Below are 21,414 nucleotides of genomic sequence, written 5' to 3' on the forward strand. Positions count from 1 at the left end.
GCTATTTGTTATGAGTCGGCAAAGATACTCTTTTTTTCAGATAATAGCCTCCTCCCATATAAGAGACCGTATAGGCCGAATCCGGAGAACTGCGGTAGACGGAAATCTCGCCGAGCACATACAAGGCCGAATCCAGATCCAGCCGGAGGATTGCAGGATATAAATCTTCCGGTATCGAATCGGCAGGAGCCAGCCCTGCTTTTTCCATCTGACGGAAAAGCAAAGAATCTCTCTCCGCTTCAAAAAGGATCTGTTGTTTTTTATCGCACAGATAGAAAGTATCCATCTGCATCATGCTGTTTACCGCGCCTTCGTCATAACGTCCGACGGTCTGAAGCGTTTCATATCCCGTAACATCCAAAGGTGAATAATCGGTAATAGTCACATATTCATAATAATTATTCGGGCTTTTCGGAATCGGATAATTGTCACGCTTTTCCTGCGAGGCCCGTTCTATATCCCCCGCCGTTATGCCCGGTATATACGTGACTAAGGACAACAAAACGGCAGCAAGCACAGCCGCATACAAATAATGCGCAGTACGCCGGAAAAAAAACAGCAGGACAGTCCCCGTCAGGATAGCGCCTACCACCACCAGATATACCCTCTCTTCCGTATATCCATACTGGTTAATCCGGTAGAAAGCCCCCACCCAATACATGACCAGCGCCGGAAGTACAGCCCAACCGGAATGGCGGTAAAACCAATCGTAATATCTTCTCTCCAAAAACGACTGGCAACTTTTCAGAATGAAGGTAGCCGAAACAAAACTGACGACAATATAAGCAACCGCTCCTTTGGGCAAGGACCACAACAGGATCACCTTGATAAAATAGAGATACAAGATAACCGCATATATCAGCAAGGCCGGCGAAAGCACGTAATTGAGCAAGACTTCAAACAGTTTGTTCGCACTCTCCTCCTTCTCCCGGTTAAACAGGAGAAACAACAACGGCAATATTCCTATAAATGCAATGCTGGACGAATAGGCCATGAACCGCCGTTCGCCATATTGCCATATCTCAAAAATATACTGGATCGAATAATAGATGGAAATGGAAAGCAGCCAGGCAATCCCAGCCAGCAATCCGGCAGAAAGTACCGCCCGAAGGTAACAAAGTCCTTTCCTGACAAACCTGTCATTATCCCGTCTCCAGTCACACACCAGATACAGCAGTTGCACCACGACAAGCGTCACCCAATAGAAAATTGACCCGAAATCATTCTCCTCCCAGAAAAACGGGATAAAGAACAGCACAGACAGATAATAGGCAAACCGCCAGCTTGATCCTACCGTCATCGAATTCAAGGTACAAGTAACCAAGAACAAGACCGGGAAATAATGAACGACAACCGCCAGGCTTGTACAGGAAGTCTCGTACAACGCACAACCGAAACAACAAAACAATACGGACAGAACCACCTCCGCCGGATTGTGCCGCACCGCTACTTGCAAACGTTTGAGAAGAGCCTCTATTTTCCTTTTCATACCTTCGAAAATTATGATTAGGCCATAAAGATAAGCGTTATTGCTTTTCTGTCACTATTTACATGCCAAAATGGTTCGCTTTCTGCCATATTTTCCTATAAACGTCTTCCCTTAACAATCCTATTTTCAAACACATATATAAACCGGTACAAGTTTGTTCGCCTAAAATCATTGCCTCCGGAAAAGGTTTTCAGCTTCGTTTATCATCCTTTATCCATATTAACGTCCACCGGATCGCCCTGGCATGTCTTTTGAAGCAAGTATAGTGCTTTCGGGTTAGAAAAGACGAAAGCAAAAGTACATAAATGTTTAACTAAATAATTGGAGGACTGTATTATGACACCGATGAGAAGAAGTCAAAATTGGCTACCGTATGTATTCAATGATTTATTTGACAACGACTGGATGATTAAAGCAAACTCTACAGCTCCGGCCATCAATGTGATCGAATCGGAGAAGGACTATCGGGTAGAAGTTGCTGCTCCGGGCATGACAAAAGACGATTTCAACATCCGTATCGATGAGAACGACAACTTGGTCGTATCGATGGAAAAGAAAGAAGAAAAGAACGAGGAAAAGAAAGACGGACGCTATCTGAGACGCGAATTCTCTTATAGTAAATTCCAGCAGACAATGGTTCTTCCCGAAAATGCCGAGAAAGAAAAGATCGAAGCAAAAGTCGAGAACGGCGTGCTGAACATCATCATCCCGAAAATGAGCGAGGAAGCAGCCAAGAAAGCAGAAAAGATTATTGAAATAAAATAATCCGTACGTCCTTTATAAACTAAAGGTTATGATGGTTTGTTTTATCGGAAAAATAATATCCGAATAAAGCAAACCATTATTTTTTTATCTATATCTTTGCCTTTGCAAAATTGTATTGTATCGTATTATAAATCTAATAGAAAGAAAGGAAAACAGAATTATGATTTTAAGCAAGAAATTATCGGAAGCTTTTAACGCGCAGATTAATGCGGAAATGTGGTCTTCAAACTTGTATTTGTCCATGTCCGTGCATTTCCAGAAATTGGGATTAAACGGTTTCGCCCACTGGATGAAAAAACAGGCTGAAGAAGAAATGGAACATGCCCACAAAATGATCGACTTCGCTATCGACCGCGGCGGTGACATCACAATCGGCCAGATCAATGTCGTTCCTACTGCATGGGGTAACGTCATAGAATTATTCGAACACGTTTACAAACACGAATGCTACGTTTCCGAACTGATCGACAAAATGGTCGATATCGCAGAAGAAGAAAAAGACCATGCTTCAAGAGACTTCCTCTTCTGGTTCGTCCGCGAACAGGTGGAAGAAGAATCTACAGCCAAAGAAATCGTCGAACAGTTGAAGAACTACGGCGAATGTCACGTCGGTATCCTGGACCACAGATTGGGCAAAAGATAAAAACAACGGACAATTGATAGTGGACAATTGACAATTAGCTGACGCATTCTTATTAATTGTCAATTGTCCATTGCACCAAGTATCGCTTTCCCCCACAACTCACCCAAGGCAGCCGCCCCTTTCCGGTTAGGGTGCAGATAGAAAGTTCCGGCATTTCCTTTTTCGGGGAAGAGTTCACCTTTATGATGCGTCTTGAAATAATCGAAACCATCCGTATCCCCCATAAAGACCTGTCCGGGAAAACGTTTGGAATAATCGAGAACCAATGCTTGTAATTCAGGATAATAACTTTGCAGACGATCCAACCCCTCCTCCAGATATTTGGCTCCGTTGTATGTATTCGGGCTGTACCATACCGGCCGGTGCAATACGATCTTGCATCTCGGATAGAGTGCCAGCAACTTATCGATAATCGTTTTCATATTCTCATAATATTTGGCAGGCGAGACCGGAGCCCCGTTCGGCCCCGTAATGGCACTGTCGTTCGTTCCCAGCATAATGGAAAAGACCAAAGTCGCCCAATCCTCATCCCTGAACTGGTCGGCGACTTGGACTACCTTCGGAAAAAGAGAGGCTGTCCGAGGCAGGAAATCGGTCGTCGTACTTCCGCTTACCCCCTGGTTGGAATAACGGACAGTTCCGACAGCCGGTTGCCTGCGCAAATACAATGCAGCTTTCACTGGAGGCGCGTCGTGTCTCGGATTTTCCAACAAAGCCCCTTGCGTTATACTGTTTCCGATAAATACGATATTCAGATTTTTCTTTTCCTCTCCCATCATATAACAACTGATTGTCATACATAGCAACAAGCCTATAATTTTCCGGATATCCTTCATGTTTCAATCTTTTCTACTTTTCCGCGAATGTAGGAAAAAATTCATTCACTTCGGGATGTTTGGACAACCAAATCTTAGCTGCCTCTTCCTCGTGCATCGGATAAGCCTCCACACAATCCATCAATTCGCTCAATTGGCCATTATCGAGAGAAAAGTTCCGGAAAAAAGCGGCCGCATACGGATCTTTATCAGAAAAACCTTTGGTAGCCATAATCTGAATGTGCTCGGCATCACCATATTGCTTCTGCGGATCATCCAGAAACTTTAGATCGTAGCGGGAGAACATCCAGTGAGGAGTCCAGCCGGTCACTACGATCCATTCCTTGTTCTCGATCGACTTCTGGAGGAAGGCGACCATTGTCGCACCGCTCGAAGGTTTTAAAGCCAAGTCGACCGGATATTCCCGGACGACACGTTCAGTCTCGTTCATCAGGCCGGCCCCCACATCGATGCCGATGATCTCGTTGCGGAACTGATCTTTATGCTCATTCAATTCTTCTATGGAACCGATCGTGACATACGAAGGGACCACCAGCCCCATCCTGGCATTTTCATAGGCTATTCCTAACGATTCCAGGTTATCGCCATATTTCTTTATATAATCGGCATGAGTAGCCGGAAGCCATGCATCCATAAAAACATCGACCTTGCCGGCCGCCATCGAGACAAAGACCGGCGCGATATCCGCATTCCGCAGCATCACGTCATATCCTTTGCTCTCAAGCATGACTTTCGCCAGATAACTCATGGCAATCCCCTCCGACCAGTTCACATAACCGATCGAGACCTGTTTCCTGTCTTTCGAAGAATCGCTGCAATCCGCGAACATCATCATGAAGGCAACAACAAGGGATAAATTTATAATGATAATCAATCTTCTCATAAACATTTATTTATCTGTTTTACTTTCTGCGGACAAAGCCCTGCGTAATGCGGTCCAGGACGATCGCCAGAATCACGACGGCTATGCCGCCTTCAAAGCCAAGTCCGATTTTCATTTGTGTGATCCCTTTCAACACGATCTCACCTAACCCGCCGGCCGAAATCATGGCCGCAATCACAACCATAGACAGAGCCATCATGATTGTCTGGTTCACCCCTGCCATAATGGTCGGCAAAGCCAACGGAAGTTGTACTTTAAAAAGAAGCTGCCCCGAAGTGGCCCCGAACGAACGCGTCGCCTCCACAATATCTTCCGGGACCTGCCGGATTCCCAAATCGGTAAGACGAACCACCGGAGGCATGGCAAATATCACTGTGGCAAAAGCGCCCGGAACAGGTCCCAGCCCGAAAAACAGGACAGCCGGAATCAAATAGACAAAAGCGGGCATCGTCTGCATCAGGTCCAGAACCGGCCGGATCACTTTGGCCGCCCTATCGTTCCGTCCGGTCCAGATACCCAGCGGGACACCGAACAGCAGGGCGATGATCGTCGACGACAAGACGAGTGCCACGGTCTGCATGGTCTGTACCCAGAATCCCATTCCCCAGATCAACAGTAAACCGAACAAAGTCAGGACAGCGGTTCCCTTCCCCGCCTTCCACCAAGCCAAAGCGGCTATCCCCGCAATCATCAGATAGAACGGGATCCACATAAGTATCCCCTGGAAGCCGTCGATAAAGCCTCCTACGATATGGTTGATCACATCAAAGAAGCCGGCAAAATTCTCTGTCAGCCAATTAATGGCCATTTCTATATATTTCCCGATATTTATCATAAGTCTATTGCATTTTGAACGATTTCTTCTATTTCTTTCTGATCCTTTCCGGTCATCTCGATAATGATGGCCGAGGTCGATACGACACCTTTCAAACGGTTGTTCTCATCGACCACCGGCAAAGCCTGTTGAACTTTCGGCAAGAGGGGCAACATATCTTCGACTGTCGTATTCTCCAATACGGAAGGGACCTCTTTCATGACAATCGAACTGATGTCCCGTCCCCCTTCCCTACGCAATCGCAGCACATCTTTCAGCCATATTTCGCCGAGGAACTGCTCGTCCGGACCGATCACGGGCAAAACATACAAATTTCTTTCCCACATCTTGCGGATAATAGCCTCCGGCCCATCCTTGCGGATACGGACAACGATCGGCTGAGTCAGCATGATCGAAGAAGCCGTCACGACACGCCCGCGATCCACGCTCTCGGTAAAACGGGTGACATAGTCGTTCGCCGGATCCGTCAATATCTCTTCGGGTGTCCCGACTTGTACGATTTCGCCATCTTTCATAATGGCAATACGGTCGCCTAACTTGATCGCCTCGTCCAGATCATGTGTGATAAAGACAATGGTACGTTTCATCTTCTCCTGCAAGTCCAGCAACTCGTCCTGCATCTGTTCGCGGATAAGCGGGTCGAGAGCCGAAAAAGCCTCGTCCATCAACAGGACTTCCGGGTTGTTTGCCAGCGCACGTGCCAACCCTACGCGTTGCTGCATCCCTCCGGAGAGTTCGTCCACACGCTGGTTCTCATATCCTTTCAATCCGACAACGGCTATGCTTTCATGCGCTTTCTTTTCGCGCTCTTCTTTAGGCACTCCCTGCAATTCGAGCCCGAAAGCGATATTGCTCAATACTGTCCGGTGAGGCAGCAGGCCAAAATGCTGGAATACCATCGCCATCTCTTTACGGCGTATTTGCAACAGCTCCTTATCCGACAGAGAGGTGATATTCCTGCCACCCAGCCATATCTCCCCCATAGAGGGTTCGTTCAGGCGGTTAATGCAACGCACCAATGTCGACTTGCCACTGCCGGAGAGCCCCATTATCACGAACATCTCTCCTTCCTTTATTTCCAGATTGGCATTACGGACAGCTACGGTACAACCTGTTTCCTTTAATATTTCCTGTTTGCTCTTACCTTGTTTGATCATCTTTTTCGCCTTAGCCTTCTCAGGTCCGAAAAGAATCGACAAGTCTTTTATTTCTATTTTCGTCATACTTAAAAATTATATTCGGTTATGTTTAGAAGTAATTCCCGGAACCGGGTTTGTGGCGTCTATTAAATAAACAGGAAAAGATGGATTTGGTTCAGGCAGGGCAGTCCTATCCTACCCTTACCGACCTTTTGTAGACATTAACAGAAAAGAAAGTCAAGGTTTGTCAATCTATCCTACGGATGAAGAGGCAAGGTAAAATTGAAGGTAGATCCTTTTCCGACTTTAGAAGTGGCAGAAATCGTCCCTCCCATCTTTGTCACCAGGCCTTTACAGATGGCCAATCCCAAGCCGATGCCTTGTTTATTCCCTTTTAACTGGACAAAACGGCCGAAGATATTCCCTAATTCGGATTCAGGTATTCCGCTACCCGTATCCGTCACATAAAAATGGACAAAATCTTCCCGGATTCCACAACCAAAACGGATACTCCCCGTTTCGGTATATTTAGCCGCATTGGTCAACAAATTAATAAGCACCTGCATCATCCGGTTCTTATCCATATTCAGGGTTATTTCGGGACAAGGGTCCAAAATCAACGTGACAGATTCCGGCACACGGAACTGCATGGTCTTATATATGTCGTGCATGACCGACGGCAGATGGTTATCCGCATAATTGAACGTAAGCATATCCGACTCGATCTTGGATATATCCAGGACATCATTGACCAGATTCAGCAATAACTCATTATTAGCCTTGATCAGGTTCGTGTACGATTCCCGAAGTTCGGGATCTTCCTCCTGGCTCAAAAGATCAGAGAAACCGACAATCGCGTTCAACGGCGTCCGTATTTCATGCGTCACATTGGCAAGAAAAGTGGATTTGAGGAGATCGGCATTCTCGGCTTTCTCCTTTGCCTTGATCAGCGACTCTTCATATTCGACATGTTTCTGGTTATCGATCACGCATCCGACAATCAGGTTCGTCTTGCCTTCCTTGTCCTTTTCAAACGCTTTGCCGATGACTTCGTAACTCCGATAGTTCCCATCATCGCTTTTCAAGCGGAAGTTGACCGAATATTCTTCCAAATCCTTATCCCGGATTTCGTTGAACAGGAGGAAGAAATCCTGCCGGTCTTCCGGATGGCGCAAGACAGACAAAGAGCGGCAGATATACCGATTGCGTTCCAATAAATGATTATTCACGCCATAGAACTGGAAACAATGATTACAATGCTCCTTATCACACGCACGGAACAACTCGAAATTGAAAGAATAGGTGGCAATATGGCTATTATGCAAGGCAAGCTCCATCATGCTGCGGCTTTCGGACAATTGATGCGTCAAACTCCGGTTCTCCTTCTCTTTCTCGACGATATCGGAAACATTCCGGATGTAGGCCACCACATATTTATGACGGATCGGAACCAGCCTCAATTTAAAATGAACAATCGGGGCATTGTGCCCGGGAATGGAAAACTCTATATTCAAAACTTCCGAAGTATCCAAGCTTTTCTGTACCATCGAAGCCACTCTCCTTTTAACCGGGTCGGGATAAATAAATCCGGGAAGGTCATCGATCCTCCGGTTCAAGGCAGCCGGGGTAATGCACGTCTCGGAAGCATAGGTGATGATGCGCTCGACAACCAGCCTATCGTTTATCAGGATAATCGTATCGGGCACAGACTGGACGACCTTATCCGAAATATATTTCAATTCCCGCATCTTTTTGTCATACCGGATCATATCCGGATCCGCAAAATGGCTATCGGTCAGCAACAACGTATAACCGATAATGTTTCCTTCCGTATCAAATCCCGGTATGATCGTATATCCTATCGGATGGTTATCGGCCAAGACACTTCCGTTCTTCAAATGATTCTTTTGCAAATCAGTCAAATAATCCGTATCGAACAAATTATTCAGAATAAAATCATGCTGATCTTCTACACCGAACTTCTCACACAGAGTCCTGTTCATCTCCAGTAAAGCGCCGGACTCGTCATACAAAGCGCCTCCTGCCGGATAATAAGTAAAGAAGTCCGATAAAAGTATTTGTTTTACAGAAATTTCGTCCATGATATCTCTTGATTTGAAAGATTTTATGCAAAGTAAGTCAAAGTTCGGGAACAAAGGATACATATTGTGATAAAATAACTTTACAAGCCTTTTTCATCCAAAGCGCAATCCTTTTTTCTCATTTCGTGAAACATGCTGCTACATATTTCCGTGATATCGGTCAGCAAATTTATAAAAAGTCTTATATTTGCGAGTATGAAATACACATAATAACGCATACTAATATGAGAACTAAGATTTCACTTTTGCTCCTTGTCATGCTCTGCAACCTAATGGGATTTGCCCAGAATGACTTCGACAAGTACTTCGAGAAGAAAAGCCTTCGGGTGGATTTTGCCTTAAGCGGCAATTTAAAGTCACAATCGGCAGCCATCCAAGCGCTGCGTGAAGAACCGGTATGGGGAGGACCGGTAAAAAACCGGATCGACAAGTTTAATTATGGAGGCTATTATATCAACGTATATGATAAAGCGACGAATGAACTGATTTATTCACGCGGATTCAACACGTTGTTCGAAGAATGGCGATCGACGGAACAGGCCAAGACCGAAACGCAGTCCTGGACCAACAGCGCTTCCGTACCCTTCCCGAAAGCGCCTGTCTATATAGAAATCACGGCGCGTGACAAGGCGGACATGCAATTCCATCCGTTGTTGAAACAGGAGGTCGATCCCGCAAGCATCTTCATCGACCGGGGCAAGCTGAAAGACAACAAAGTGCACCAGATACAGAAAAGCGGCGACTCATCGGAAAAGGTGGATCTTGTTTTCATTGCCGAAGGATATACGGCAGACGAACAGGAGAAATTCGTAGCCGACGCAAAACGCTTTACAGAAGCCCTGTTCGCGACTCCTCCCTATACGACGCGCCGGAACGACTTCAACGTCTGGGCCGTCTGCCTGGTGTCGGAAGAATCGGGCACGGATGTTTCGGGCAAAGGTGTTTTCAAGAATACAGCCCTCAATTCCGGTTATTATACATTCGGCGTGGACCGTTATCTGACAACGCCGGATATGAAATCGATACGCGACGCCGTCTGGAACGTACCGTGCGACGCGATATTCCTGCTGATAAACACGGATATGTACGGCGGCGGCGGGATGTATAACTTCTATGCCTGCGGGACAGCCGACAATCCACGGACACCCGTCGTCTTCACGCACGAGTTCGGGCATAGCTTCGCCGGTCTGGCAGACGAGTATTTCTCTTCCGAAGTCGCCTACCAGGACTTCTATAACCTGAAGTACGAACCGTGGGAGCCAAATATCACGACTTTGATCGATTTCGATCGTAAATGGAAAGACCTGTTGCCCGCGGGCACACCTATTCCTACCCCGCTCGATGCCGGGCATAAGGACAAAGCCGGCGTGTTCGAAGGAGGCGGCTACCTGTCCAAAGGCATTTATCGACCGATGGATCATTGTATGATGCGCGATTATGCTCCGTTCTGCCCGGCTTGCTCACGAGCCATTCTTCAAATGATCGATTTCTTAACGGATAAGGAATAAAACCATAGGTCTGCCCGGCAAACCGTAACCCATAGGGTTAGGAGAGATAAAGCTATGCTTTAGATAACGTAAAGCATAGCTTTATCCATGAACTTTCATTATTTTAACCGCATCGCCTCCCCGTATTTGCTGATATCGATCAATTTATAAGTATCAACCTTTATTTTCCCGCGGATAAGTTCGGGGATATTGAAAGAGAAGAGAGAGCGTTCATAATAATCCGTTTCTTTTTGCGGCAACAGGAAAGGCTTTCCGGGAACACCATTCGCATCCAGATAACAAATATAAGGGCGCGTATAAAGCCCGTCATCCCGGCGGCTGCTGAAAACAAACCACCGGCTGTTGCTGCTCCAGGAGTGGTAGCTCTCGACATCGTCACTGTTCACCCGGGGGAGGGTATCGGTCTTGCGCGTCAGCATATCCAACAGCCGCAAGTCCGCATCCTTGTGCCAGATGGAGAAATTCCCATAGTCCGAAACCGTGTACATCAGGAAACGGCCATCGGGCGATACGCGCGGAAACTTCGCGCTCCTCCCTTCCTTCCCGGCATTGTAAAGCGTATCGACCTCCCGTCCGAAACTCCGTTTTTCCGGGTCGAAAGCTATGCTTTGCAGGTTGTAGCGGATATCCCGGTAGGATTCAGGCATCTGCTTCGCCTGTGCGGAACAGAAATACAACCGCCTGCCATCCGGCGAGAATGCCGGAAAGGTCTCCATATTTCCTTCCGAAGACAAATGGGGGACGGTTACGATTTCGTGTCTCTCCACGTCATAGACTACTACATCCGACCGGTTGTCGAACACTTCCACACGGTTCGCGTCCGAGAGGTGGAAATCCTGCTTCGTATCGTTTGTCGAAAAGGCCACATAACGTCCAGAGGGGTGCCAGGCGGGATAGACCAAAGCCGAAAGGGTCCGGTCGGTCTTCGTATCCAGTTTTTCGATACGGCCGTCCGTCAACAGGTACGTCCCGGCGTGTAGCGCCCGTTGGTGGAAAAGCATCAAGTCCGGATCCTGCATGCAGAAGGAATGGCAGTTCATACAATTATTGTTCGTCTGCTTATTATCGAGAAAAGCCTCTTCTTCGAAATCCTCCAGGCAACGTTGGTAGATTCCCATCCTGTTCCACATCCTATAGCCCGGCGCGATACGCCGGTAAACCAAATAGGGATCGATTTTATCCTCGATGACCTGAATGGAGAAAGAAGGATACCGGAACCACTTGCCGTCTTTACGGATATAGATTCCGACCGTAAGGTTTCCGCCTGCCGACGCTTCCAATAACCGCTGCCACTTCTTCCGCGGGATACGGAAAGAGCCGTTATCCGAATCCACGCGTATCTGCCGGTCTTTGCCTGAGAAAAGGGCGATCGCCCGGCAAGGTTCTTTCAGTTTGAAGTTCAGCGGAGCGATATTGCATGGGATCGCGACCTCCTTATAATCCGGGAAGATCCCGATTTCTTCTTCCACGACCTCCGCTTCGGGCATCAGGTCGTTGCAGGAGAGGAAGAAAACCGCACAAAGGCACAAAAAGGGATATATACATTTCATAGACTATCCATTCAATTTCTTACAATAAAAATAAAACCAGAAAGTGTCTCCATACTGCCGGTAAAGCCAAGGCAACCCGTCGCCGCTATCCTTGACCTTCAGAATATCCTTCCGGAATTGCTTGTACCGCTGCACGATTTCAGGCCGGACGGAAATACGGTCAAGGACAGAACGGTCCTCGACCGCCAAAACCAATGCCGCCTCCTGGAAATGGAGCGGAAGGGGACGTCCTTGCGAAAATGCGCCGGTTCGCGAGAGGAATGCCTTGAACTTTTCCATTTCTTTTGCCAGCAGATAGGAACAACCCAAATATTCCCATGCGATCCGGTTTGTGCCCGGCTCCGAAAGATGTCCCGCCCACAGGCTGTCGATGTCGATGAGGCAAAGCAAATTGTCCGGCTGAAAGGAAGGCATTCTCCTTTCGGCAAGCTCTTCATCCTGCCCTATCCTTTCGGGGTGGCGCACGTAACCGGCATATTTTTCCGCCCAACGCCGATAGGCAGGCAACCTGCCGAGTAGGGCCAGATACTTATCTGCCAAAGCAAAGTCCCTACGTATCAGGCTGATCTCTACCAACCGTTGGAGCATACGGGGACTTCCTCCCCGTTTGGCAAGCGTCAACCCTTCCATCGCATATCCTTCCGAAAGGCTGATATCCCCGATCATATAATGGATATCGCTCAACAGGCAGCTCATATAATACGTCCGGTCCCAGGAAGCCAGAAGGCTTTGCGGCCCTTTCTGGTCATAATGGAACAAGCGGTCGCCCAAAATGCCTTTTCGGGCCAGTGCCATATTCAGATAGTTAAGGCCGGGACCATCCTTAGGTTGTTCACGGATGATCGTGTCCCAGTCTTCTCTTTGTTCCCAAACGGACAGCTCGTTCATACGGCTGTTCCGCACCTCATAGGGTCCGGGCAGGCAAAATGCGGAAAAACAAAACAGGACGGCAAGCAAGCCTCCTGCAACAAACGCTTTTACCCGACGTTTGCCAAGGGGAAGGACTTTCATGGCGAAAGCCGTTACAAAAAGAATCAGAAGCAAGGCGGTAAAACGGATGTAGACATAATACAGATAAGAGTCCGGCTGCAACTGGGACTCCTGGTATCTTTCGGAGTAAATCCCGTCTGTCAACGGAATACCGGTAGCCGACCGTATCCCGATATAAGTCAGAAGCCACCCGGTCAAACAGAGGGCAAGCGAACCATACCCTTTCCTCCTCCGGCACAGAAGATCCGAAAGAACCGCGACCAGGCCGTAAAGCGCCGCCAACTGGCCGGCCAGACCATAGAGGAGGAGCGCGCTCACCACGCCGCAAAGCACCGCCCTCGACCGGATACGGATAAAGATATAAGTAAACGACAGGAGCAGGAGAAGCGCGACCGTTCCGTCAAGCACATAAAAAGGACTGGTATGGGCTTTCAACAATCCTAAAACGGGAAACAAAGCAAGCAACAGGTTATATCCGCCCGGTGAGATCTCCTGCAAAAGCAGATAACACAAGATACCCGCTGCACACAAGAATGCGCTGTTGACACACAACACGAACAGGGAAGAGTTATAATATTGGACCAAAGCCTGCCCGACCACCGTACAAAAACCACCGGGGACGGACAGCATATCCCGGATTACCTCCCATTCGGGGATAAACAACTGCACCTCTTCCTGCCGTTGGAACGTGGATGTGCCAAAGGACCAAAAGAAAAAACAAAGCCCTGCAAATACGAACAGCCAAAACACGAATATCCTCTTTTTCATAATCCGATTGCTTTCGTTAAAAAGAAATGAAACGAAAGAAGAGAGGAATTCACCTTTCGGCGACTCTCCCTCTCTCCCTGATCTAAAGAGTGAAAATTATAGTTTATCGTTATTCACTTTCTATTTACTGCCATAACCCGGGTTCTGTTCCAGCAGGTTGTTCGCACCGATCAGACTGTAGTGGATCGGGAAACGATTGAAGTTCGGATTATTCGTCGCCTTATGATCCCACCAGTCTTCCGTCACGTAGGCATCCCAACGGACCAAGTCCGTACGACGACGTCCTTCGGCCAGGAATTCCAATTGCCATTCGTCCAGCATACGGTATTTGTCCAGATTGGCGGCCGTTACCGGATCGGGATCGACTCCGCCTTCGAAATAACGCTTGCGCACCGTATTGATCAGATCGGCTGCCCCCTGCTTGTCACCTGCACGCATCTTGCATTCGGCCAGCATATAATAGATCTCGGCCAGACGGATCACCGGACAATCGGGATCGCCTTTGCGCTTGAATTCATCCTGGTTCGGACGGGGACTGCGTTTCGTCACACGCACGCAGGAGTTTTCTTCTGCAGTTGCGATCGTGGAAGGCAATGAAGCCAGATCGGGATATTGCGGGTCTTTCCCTACCTTCGAGAAATAAGCGACCTGGTCTACGACCGTTATGACCTCACCTGCATATTCACGCGTACCGGTACAAACCCATTCGGGATTCAGCGGATTCACCAGTTTGCCGACGATGAACATACCGCGGTATTTGCCGTTGCCTTCATATACATACGGCTGCTTACGGATGTCCTTGTCGTGGAACTTCGCATACGCGCCTCCCAACTTATACGGATAACGTTTGCCGGTCGGGTCCAGACTCGGAATCAAACCGATACCATTATTGGAACCGGAACCTTCAAGGCCTCCCAAGTAGTTCTTATAGTTGTAGGGAACCTGCCACGTCCAATACATGGCATCCGTCTCGGTCTTTGCGTTCTGGCTCGGCACCGACCAGATGATTTCAGGGCAACGCTCGTTGTCGAACCCGAAAATATTCGTCCAATCCGATTCCAAGGCATATTGGCCGTATTTACCGTCTATGATATCCTGGCAAATCTGGGCGGCTTCGGTAAACATCTCCTTGCCGATATAAGACTTGGCATTGAAATACAAGCGGGCCTGCAAAGCTGCGCCGGCGGCACGATGGATCGAACCTGTTTCCATTCCGCCCAGCTCTTCCTTGATCGGAAGTTCAGGAACGGCAATCTTCAACAAGGAGTCGATGAAGTTGAATGTCTCGACATCCGTCGAACGTCCCTTCACCTCGCTCTGCGTAGTTGTGTAGAGAGGTACTCCCCCGAAGAAATCCAAACCGTCGATATAGAATGAAGCCGCCAGCACGCGCTGCTGGTTCAACATGGACTCGCGTGTGCCTTCAGGAAAACCTAACGCATCGAAATCGACTTTTTCCAAATCTTCCAACGCATCCCAAGCCAAAGCGACTCCCATCGCAAAGTTAGTCCAACCGGTTTCTACGCGCGTCATGTCTTCCGTGTATTCATGATGGTGGAACTTCTGGTAGTTGGCTCCGTCATACCAGTCGCTACCACGTGTCGGCAGACAATATTCATCAGTACCTAACTCCTGCAACGCCCAACGGGGTTCATCATGGGCGATATACCAACGCCAATGTGTAAAAGGACGGTTGAAACGTTGCCATACGGCATCTTGTGAACTATAGAAAGTCTCCGGGACTACCTGCGAATAAAACTCAGGATCAACGCTACAGGAAGTAGTGCACAACAGGCAGATCACTCCGGATAAAAACAATCGGAATATATTTTTCTTTTTCATCTTACAATCTTGTATTAGAAGTTAAACTGCATACCTAATGTCCAAGTGCGTACGACCGGATAAAAATCACTCCAGAAGCGTTCCGTACCCTGATCCCAACCAGTGATATTGACTTCTGGGTTCATGCCGCTGTAACCGGTGATCGTACAAACATTACCGACTGTACCATAAATGCGGATACGATCAATCAGGTTGTTCGTATATTTTTTCATCGGAAGTGTGTAGCCCAATGTAATAGCATCAATCTTCAAGAATGAACCATCTTCCAGATAATAGTCGCAAATCTGCTTTTCCCCCTTGATATGGTTGAATTTGCCATACGCATCTTTCAATACGTTCAAGTTACCCTGTCCCTGAATACCATAATACATATTGATCGTGTTATATACATCGAAATCAATCCAGCTACGCATATTGATACCCAAATCAAAGTTCTTATACGTCAATGTGTGGCTCCAACCAATAATCAGTTTCGGAGTATAGTTACCGATAAACTGCTTGTCATTTTCCGTCTTTTGAGCGGCCGGAATCACTTCACCGTCCTTGTTGTAAAGCAAGAATTTACCCTCATCGTCAAATCCGGCAAACTTCCAAATATAGAAAGAACCGATCGTCGAACCTGCTTCCATACGAGAAGCATCGCCCGGAGAACCCGGAGCTACGAAACCGTTACCATTGTGATAGGAATTGTCGCCTTCCAAAGTCAAAATCTTTCCGGAATTGTGGCTCAAGTTTATGTTAGAACTCCAAGTGAAGTCTTTCGTACGGATGATATCGCCGCCGACTTCGAATTCCCAACCTTTACTTTCCATCGAACCGATGTTCTGCATTTGGCTACCTTGCGTAAAAGGCGGCTGCGGGACTTTCACGCTAAACAGCAGGTTGTCTACCTTACGACGATAGTAATCGAACTTGCCATACAGACGTCCATTAAAGAAAGAATAATCGGCCCCCAGGTTCCACTCTTTCTTCTCTTCCCATCCCAAGTTCGGATTGACATTTTGAGACTTTCCATACGAATAAGCCCATGTTCCGTTCGGCATCATCCAATTTGTATCCGATCCTAACATATTGGCCATGTAAGTCGAGCTAAAGTCGTTATTACCGGTCACACCGTAACCGAAACGGACTTTCAAATCATCCAGCCAGTCAAAATCCTTCATGAATTCTTCGTTCGAAATACGCCAACCGGCAGTTACAGACCAGAAATTCGCCCAACGGTTATCGGCTGCGAACTTAGAAGATCCTTCATGACGGATAGCAGCCGAAGCCATGTACTTGTCCTGATATGAATAATTGGCACGCGCAAACAGAGAAAACAAACGTTCTGTTACATTTTTACTGGAACTCATGCCAGCCTTTCCGTCCGACAAGTAACTACCTTGTCCTATATCCCAATACTTGATACCATCGACGGAAAAATTATAGTTACTCATATTGAAACCCTCTCCGTTTGTTTCAAAAAAAGAATAACCGGCTGTCGCGTTCAAACTATGACCACCTTTTAATTCTTTTACATAGGAAAAATACCCCTCAGATGTCAGGTTTTCCGTTTTACTGAAAGCCAAATGTGCTTGTCCTTTACGAGATTCTTCGATTTCCGCACGGTGTGTACTCGGCCAATACATATGATGTTCCCACTGGCGGTTCTCATAACCGACGATCTGCTGATAAGATAATCCCTCGATCGGCTTGACATTCAATTTCATATTCACTTCCGGCTTGAACCATTTGTCCATTCCGAAATAATCTTCCAGCATCGCATCTGCCACCACATTATAATCCAAAGATTCGTTCGTCCATACATTATAACCTGTTTCACTCTCCGGATCATACGGGGAACGGGTCGGGTTGTTACGCATGGCTTGCTGGAAATTCGGATAGTGGTTGTTTCGTTTTGCTTGGCGGTAATCTACAGCCGGACGTACTTCCAACCAGTCATCGAACAATTTGAACATGGCATTAAGACGTCCACCATAGTCTTGACGTTCATCCTGCTTGGCGATACCCTGATTCTTTTCATAGAAGAAAGAGGTGTACAGCTGAGCCTTTTCCGTACCCATTTCCAACGCCAGGTGATGCTTCTGCGAGAAATTGTCTTTGTTGATCATTTCATCCCACCAGTTCGTATCCGATCCGTAATCCGTACCTATTTTATGTTCAGCATATTCACGACCGGTCAACATTTCCGGAGCATTGTAATTTTGTTTCTTTGTGAACTCGTTGCTATAAGTCAATTTCACTTTCCCGCTTGTATCCGAACCACTCTTTGTCGTGATCAAGATCACACCGGAAGCTGCGCGTGTACCATAGATAGCAGCAGCCGAACCGTCTTTCAACACGTCAATAGACTTGATATCTTCCTGTGTCAATGAACGGATATCACCACCAGGGAAACCATCGATTACAATAAGCGGTGCTTTACCTGAATTGATGGAGGTCATACCACGCAACTGGATTGTCGTCCCTGAGTTGGCACTACCCAAATTGTTCATCACCAAACCACCGATCTTGCCTTGCAAGGAAGAGGTAATATCCGCACCACTCACACCGACCATCAAATCATCCGCTTTTATGGAAGTGATTGCACTGGTCACCTGCTTCTTGTCCAAAGAACCATAGCCGATCACCACGACTTCTTCCAACGCTTTGGCGTCTTCAACCAGCTTCACATGGATAGTCGCCTGATTGTTTACTTTCACTTCCTGGGTTATATAACCAATAAAGGAAATCACTAAAGTCGAGTTATTGGGAACATTCTGCAAAACGACTTTCCCGTCCATGTCCGAGATATTTCCGTTTGTAGTTCCTTTCACAACTACATTGGCTCCCGCTATCGGCCCCATTTCGTCCTGAACCATAATCGTTACAGTCTTTCCTACTTGATTCGGCGCCGCATTTTCTACCCGATTCGAGGTTAACAACTCTACATTTTCACCGGCAGCAAATACTCCTGTTGTCAAACAAAAGAGCAATCCGCAAGTGATTTTTGTCATTCGAGATATTGAACCATTCCAGCCTATGGGAAGGTCACAATTCTGTTTTTGTCGCATTTTTATTGTATTATTATAAAAAGGTTAATAATAAATAGATTTAAGCCATAATCTTTATCAGATCAATGCAAAGGTTTCAAAACCTCATTTAAAATATTTCACATTTTACGTCATAGGCTTACAGATTTAAATTGTCCATATAATTCGTAAATAAACTCCCTTTATCAAAAAGACTATAGTACTTGGAGAACTACGTCTATTCAAAGTTCCTTTCGATAAATTCGCAGAAAGATGCCAGCCTATGGACATTGATAAAAACGGATGGTTATATTATTTTTTCAAATGCAGCAAGTAGTTGTTTATTAATGCCTTATTCGAATCTGTTACTTTCAAGGATCTTATTGTTATGATATTTTTTGTTTGATATTGATATTTTTTGTTTACTTTTACAACCGACATAAGGTATTCTTTAAGAAAGGTACATTTTATGTTAAGACATTTGGATGTGTTTTTAATAAATATTCATTTCTAATGCTTTACGCATTATATAAAAGGACGTAGTTCTCCAAGTACTCAGCGTAATCTTCAGATCATCTTGCTGGACACACCAAAACAAAGGAAAAAAGAAACGCAAGTTTGCTCCCACAACTGACCTTTCCTGAATGGGACAGGCAGACAAAGGTCACTCCATCGGAACCTCCATCAAAAGCACGGTCGCATGCTTCAGAACCTCGATGGCAATGCTGTCGGTGTCCCAGAAGCCGGCTCCGTCACGTTTGGAAAGGACTGTGTTGGCCACCTCCACTTCACCTTCGATCACGAACAGGTAAACGCCGTTCTTCTTGCCATGCAATTTGTATTCCTTCACCAGTCCCGCATCCAACGTACCCATTGAGAACCAGGCATCCTGGTTGATGGAAGCCGGGGCGGAACCGTCCGGCGCAATCATCAGCCCCAACTCATTCTTCTTCAGAACGGGACGGATATCATAGCTCTTATAATAAGGTTCTGTATTCTCCTCACGCGGGAACACCCAGATCTGGAGGAAATCCAACTGCTCTTCACCGCTATCGTTGAACTCGCTATGGAAAATGCCCGTACCGGCACTCATCACCTGGATATCGCCCGGAGTAATCACTTCGCTGTTCCGGATACTGTCGCCGTGGCGCAGATATCCCTTCAACGGGATAGAGATTACCTCCATATTCTTGTGCGGATGTGTATCGAACCCTTCTCCCGGAGCGACAGAGTCGTCGTTCAAGACACGAAGCATACCGAAATGAACCCGCTTCGGATTGTAGTAATTGGCAAAACTGAAAGTATGATGGGTCTTCAGCCATCCATGATTTGCATACCCGCGAGTATTGGCTTTATCCACTACTGTTTTCATAAATAAACCTCCATTGTTAATTACGTCTATAGAACATTATGGATGGAAGAAAAGTTTTTAGTACTTTTGTGCCCTAATAAAATCATCCAGTAAATATAAACACTATGGCAGTTTACTTAAACGATGTATCAAGAACATTCGGTGAATACTTGCTTATTCCCGGTTTAACCACCAAACAATGTGTGCCAACCAACGTTTCGCTGAAAACCCCGCTTGTGAAACACAAAGTAGGTGAAAAGCCTGCAATCGAGCTAAACATTCCTTTCGTTTCAGCGATCATGCAATCCGTGTCCGGTCCCAAGCTGGCCATCGAACTGGCCCGCAACGGAGGATTGTCTTTCATCTTCGGTTCGCAACCTATCGAAAGCCAGGCTGAAATGGTCCGGAGAGTAAAGAAGTTCAAAGCCGGTTTTGTAATCAGCGACTCCAATCTGACTCCCGATAACACGCTGGCAGATGTAATCGCTCTGGTTCAGCGCACCGAACACTCTACGATCGGTGTGACGGACGACGGTACTCCTAACGGTAAATTGCTGGGAATGGTAACCAGCCGCGACTATCGTGCTGAAAAGGATTCTCCCGACAAGAAAGTAAAAGAATTCATGACACCGTTCTCCAAACTGATCGTCGGCGAACTGGGCATGACGCTGAGTGAAGCCAACCAGATCATCTGGGATCACAAACTGAACACGTTGCCGATCATCGACAAGGAACAGAACCTGCAATATTTCGTCTTCCGCAAAGACTACGACAGCCACCGCGACAATCCGAAAGAGCTGTCCGGCAGCGACAAGAAGTTGCTCGTCGGCGCGGGGATCAACACGCGCGACTATATGGAACGTGTTCCTGCGCTGGTTGAAGCGGGTGTCGACGTCTTGTGTATCGACTCGTCCGACGGCTATTCCGAATGGCAACAGCAGACATTGCAATGGATCAAGCAGAACTATGGTGACAAGGTGCTGGTCGGCGCCGGTAATGTCGTCGACAAGGAAGGATTCGACTACCTGGTCGAAGCCGGAGCCGATTTCATCAAGGTGGGTATCGGTGGCGGTTCCATCTGTATCACCCGTGAACAGAAAGGTATCGGTCGCGGACAGGCTACCGCATTGATCGACGTGGCTCAGGCACGCGACGAATATATGAAAAAGACGGGCATCTATGTGCCTATTTGCAGTGACGGCGGTCTGGTGCATGACTACCACATGGTCCTTGCCTTGGCAATGGGTGCGGACTTCCTGATGATGGGACGTTATTTCGCCCGTTTCGACGAATCACCCACAAAGAAGATGAAGATCGGAAACAATTTCGTCAAGGAATACTGGGGCGAAGGTTCGAACCGTGCCAAGAACTGGCAACGTTATGACATGGGCGGCAGCGAAGCGCTTAAGTTCGAAGAGGGCGTCGACAGCTATGTGCCATACGCAGGAAAAATGAAAGACAACCTCAACCTCACACTGGGCAAAATAATCGCCACGATGTGCAGTTGCGGTGCCATCACCATCCCCGATCTGCAGAAGAACGCCAAAATCACACTGGTTTCCTCAACCAGTATCGTGGAAGGCGGGGCGCATGATGTGATTTTGAAGGAGCAGAACTAAGAGACAGACTATTCATAAAAAAGGAAGTGTGTCAAAACTCCTTTATCACGATCTTTAAGGCACGGATTACGCGGATTACACGG

15 protein-coding genes are annotated in these 21,414 nt (G+C 47.1%); 4 read left to right on the forward strand and 11 right to left on the reverse strand.

Translation table 11 applies throughout. The features are described 5' to 3' along the window. Position 1: 1 nt before the first annotated feature. The gene (locus RDN79_RS03300; protein ID WP_298551598.1) at positions 2-1,489 is read right to left on the reverse strand and encodes a DUF4153 domain-containing protein; all 1,488 of its coding nucleotides are present in this window, start codon (positions 1,487-1,489) and stop codon (positions 2-4) included. Between the two features lie 336 nt (positions 1,490-1,825). Here RDN79_RS03300 and RDN79_RS03305 point away from each other — a divergent pair, with 336 nt between their 5' ends. Continuing rightward, positions 1,826-2,254, forward strand: a complete 429-nt coding sequence (locus RDN79_RS03305; protein WP_298551599.1) for an Hsp20/alpha crystallin family protein — start codon at positions 1,826-1,828, stop codon at positions 2,252-2,254. Between the two features lie 160 nt (positions 2,255-2,414). Then, positions 2,415-2,897 (forward strand): ferritin, encoded by a 483-nt coding sequence (locus RDN79_RS03310; RefSeq protein WP_298551600.1) that lies wholly within the window; start codon positions 2,415-2,417, stop codon positions 2,895-2,897. Positions 2,898-2,956: 59 nt separating this feature from the next. On the opposite strand, the gene RDN79_RS03315 is transcribed toward RDN79_RS03310, so the two are convergent. The 5 genes from RDN79_RS03315 to RDN79_RS03335 form a co-directional block, all read right to left on the reverse strand. After that, positions 2,957-3,733 carry a GDSL-type esterase/lipase family protein gene (locus RDN79_RS03315; RefSeq protein ID WP_298551601.1) on the reverse strand — a complete coding sequence of 259 codons (777 nt, stop codon included), beginning with the start codon at positions 3,731-3,733 and terminating at the stop codon, positions 2,957-2,959. 13 nt (positions 3,734-3,746) lie between these two features. Then, positions 3,747-4,616, reverse strand: coding sequence for a glycine betaine ABC transporter substrate-binding protein (locus RDN79_RS03320; protein WP_298551602.1), 870 nt, complete (start codon positions 4,614-4,616; stop codon positions 3,747-3,749). A 19-nt stretch (positions 4,617-4,635) separates the two neighbouring features. Next, positions 4,636-5,451, reverse strand: coding sequence for a proline/glycine betaine ABC transporter permease (locus RDN79_RS03325; RefSeq protein ID WP_298551603.1), 816 nt, complete (start codon positions 5,449-5,451; stop codon positions 4,636-4,638). Beyond that, the gene (locus RDN79_RS03330; RefSeq protein WP_298551604.1) at positions 5,448-6,674 is read right to left on the reverse strand and encodes a glycine betaine/L-proline ABC transporter ATP-binding protein; all 1,227 of its coding nucleotides are present in this window, start codon (positions 6,672-6,674) and stop codon (positions 5,448-5,450) included. Before RDN79_RS03330 ends, RDN79_RS03325 begins: the two co-directional genes overlap by 4 nt. A gap of 173 nt (positions 6,675-6,847) precedes the next feature. Next, positions 6,848-8,692 (reverse strand): PAS domain-containing sensor histidine kinase, encoded by a 1,845-nt coding sequence (locus tag RDN79_RS03335; RefSeq protein WP_298551605.1) that lies wholly within the window; start codon positions 8,690-8,692, stop codon positions 6,848-6,850. A 224-nt stretch (positions 8,693-8,916) separates the two neighbouring features. Here RDN79_RS03335 and RDN79_RS03340 point away from each other — a divergent pair, with 224 nt between their 5' ends. Then, the gene (locus RDN79_RS03340) at positions 8,917-10,200 is read left to right on the forward strand and encodes a M64 family metallopeptidase (protein WP_298551606.1); all 1,284 of its coding nucleotides are present in this window, start codon (positions 8,917-8,919) and stop codon (positions 10,198-10,200) included. 98 nt (positions 10,201-10,298) lie between these two features. Here the strand turns inward: RDN79_RS03340 and RDN79_RS03345 are convergent, their stop codons facing one another. From RDN79_RS03345 to RDN79_RS03365, 5 genes are all read right to left on the reverse strand, one after another. After that, a complete protein-coding gene (locus tag RDN79_RS03345; RefSeq protein WP_298551607.1) occupies positions 10,299-11,750 on the reverse strand; it encodes a hypothetical protein in 1,452 nt (483 codons plus the stop codon). A gap of 3 nt (positions 11,751-11,753) precedes the next feature. Then, a complete protein-coding gene (locus tag RDN79_RS03350; RefSeq protein ID WP_298551608.1) occupies positions 11,754-13,508 on the reverse strand; it encodes a DUF6057 family protein in 1,755 nt (584 codons plus the stop codon). Positions 13,509-13,628: 120 nt separating this feature from the next. Next, the gene (locus RDN79_RS03355; protein WP_298551609.1) at positions 13,629-15,350 is read right to left on the reverse strand and encodes a RagB/SusD family nutrient uptake outer membrane protein; all 1,722 of its coding nucleotides are present in this window, start codon (positions 15,348-15,350) and stop codon (positions 13,629-13,631) included. 14 nt (positions 15,351-15,364) lie between these two features. Further along, positions 15,365-18,403, reverse strand: a complete 3,039-nt coding sequence (locus RDN79_RS03360) for a SusC/RagA family TonB-linked outer membrane protein (protein ID WP_298551610.1) — start codon at positions 18,401-18,403, stop codon at positions 15,365-15,367. A gap of 622 nt (positions 18,404-19,025) precedes the next feature. Then, positions 19,026-19,733 carry a pirin family protein gene (locus RDN79_RS03365; RefSeq protein WP_298551611.1) on the reverse strand — a complete coding sequence of 236 codons (708 nt, stop codon included), beginning with the start codon at positions 19,731-19,733 and terminating at the stop codon, positions 19,026-19,028. 104 nt (positions 19,734-19,837) lie between these two features. Here RDN79_RS03365 and RDN79_RS03370 point away from each other — a divergent pair, with 104 nt between their 5' ends. After that, on the forward strand, positions 19,838-21,331 hold the full coding sequence (locus RDN79_RS03370; RefSeq protein WP_298551612.1) for an IMP dehydrogenase: 1,494 nt from the start codon (positions 19,838-19,840) through the stop codon (positions 21,329-21,331). The last annotated feature ends 83 nt before the right edge of the window (positions 21,332-21,414 follow it).

The sequence above is a fragment of the uncultured Parabacteroides sp. genome (assembly GCF_902493135.1).
Taxonomy (GTDB): Bacteria; Bacteroidota; Bacteroidia; order Bacteroidales; family Tannerellaceae; genus Parabacteroides.

What these genes read in the sequence shown, in the direction of transcription:
- RDN79_RS03330 (WP_298551604.1), bottom strand. Translation starts at nt 6,674, where the DNA reads ATGACGAAAATAGAAATAAAAGACTTGTCGATTCTTTTCGGACCTGAG.
- RDN79_RS03350 (WP_298551608.1), bottom strand. Translation starts at nt 13,508, where the DNA reads ATGAAAAAGAGGATATTCGTGTTTTGGCTGTTCGTATTTGCAGGGCTT.
- RDN79_RS03325 (WP_298551603.1), bottom strand. Translation starts at nt 5,451, where the DNA reads ATGATAAATATCGGGAAATATATAGAAATGGCCATTAATTGGCTGACA.
- RDN79_RS03310 (WP_298551600.1), top strand. Translation starts at nt 2,415, where the DNA reads ATGATTTTAAGCAAGAAATTATCGGAAGCTTTTAACGCGCAGATTAAT.
- RDN79_RS03355 (WP_298551609.1), bottom strand. Translation starts at nt 15,350, where the DNA reads ATGAAAAAGAAAAATATATTCCGATTGTTTTTATCCGGAGTGATCTGC.
- RDN79_RS03315 (WP_298551601.1), bottom strand. Translation starts at nt 3,733, where the DNA reads ATGAAGGATATCCGGAAAATTATAGGCTTGTTGCTATGTATGACAATC.
- RDN79_RS03340 (WP_298551606.1), top strand. Translation starts at nt 8,917, where the DNA reads ATGAGAACTAAGATTTCACTTTTGCTCCTTGTCATGCTCTGCAACCTA.
- RDN79_RS03320 (WP_298551602.1), bottom strand. Translation starts at nt 4,616, where the DNA reads ATGAGAAGATTGATTATCATTATAAATTTATCCCTTGTTGTTGCCTTC.
- RDN79_RS03370 (WP_298551612.1), top strand. Translation starts at nt 19,838, where the DNA reads ATGGCAGTTTACTTAAACGATGTATCAAGAACATTCGGTGAATACTTG.
- RDN79_RS03365 (WP_298551611.1), bottom strand. Translation starts at nt 19,733, where the DNA reads ATGAAAACAGTAGTGGATAAAGCCAATACTCGCGGGTATGCAAATCAT.
- RDN79_RS03305 (WP_298551599.1), top strand. Translation starts at nt 1,826, where the DNA reads ATGACACCGATGAGAAGAAGTCAAAATTGGCTACCGTATGTATTCAAT.
- RDN79_RS03300 (WP_298551598.1), bottom strand. Translation starts at nt 1,489, where the DNA reads ATGAAAAGGAAAATAGAGGCTCTTCTCAAACGTTTGCAAGTAGCGGTG.
- RDN79_RS03345 (WP_298551607.1), bottom strand. Translation starts at nt 11,750, where the DNA reads ATGAAATGTATATATCCCTTTTTGTGCCTTTGTGCGGTTTTCTTCCTC.
- RDN79_RS03360 (WP_298551610.1), bottom strand. Translation starts at nt 18,403, where the DNA reads ATGCGACAAAAACAGAATTGTGACCTTCCCATAGGCTGGAATGGTTCA.
- RDN79_RS03335 (WP_298551605.1), bottom strand. Translation starts at nt 8,692, where the DNA reads ATGGACGAAATTTCTGTAAAACAAATACTTTTATCGGACTTCTTTACT.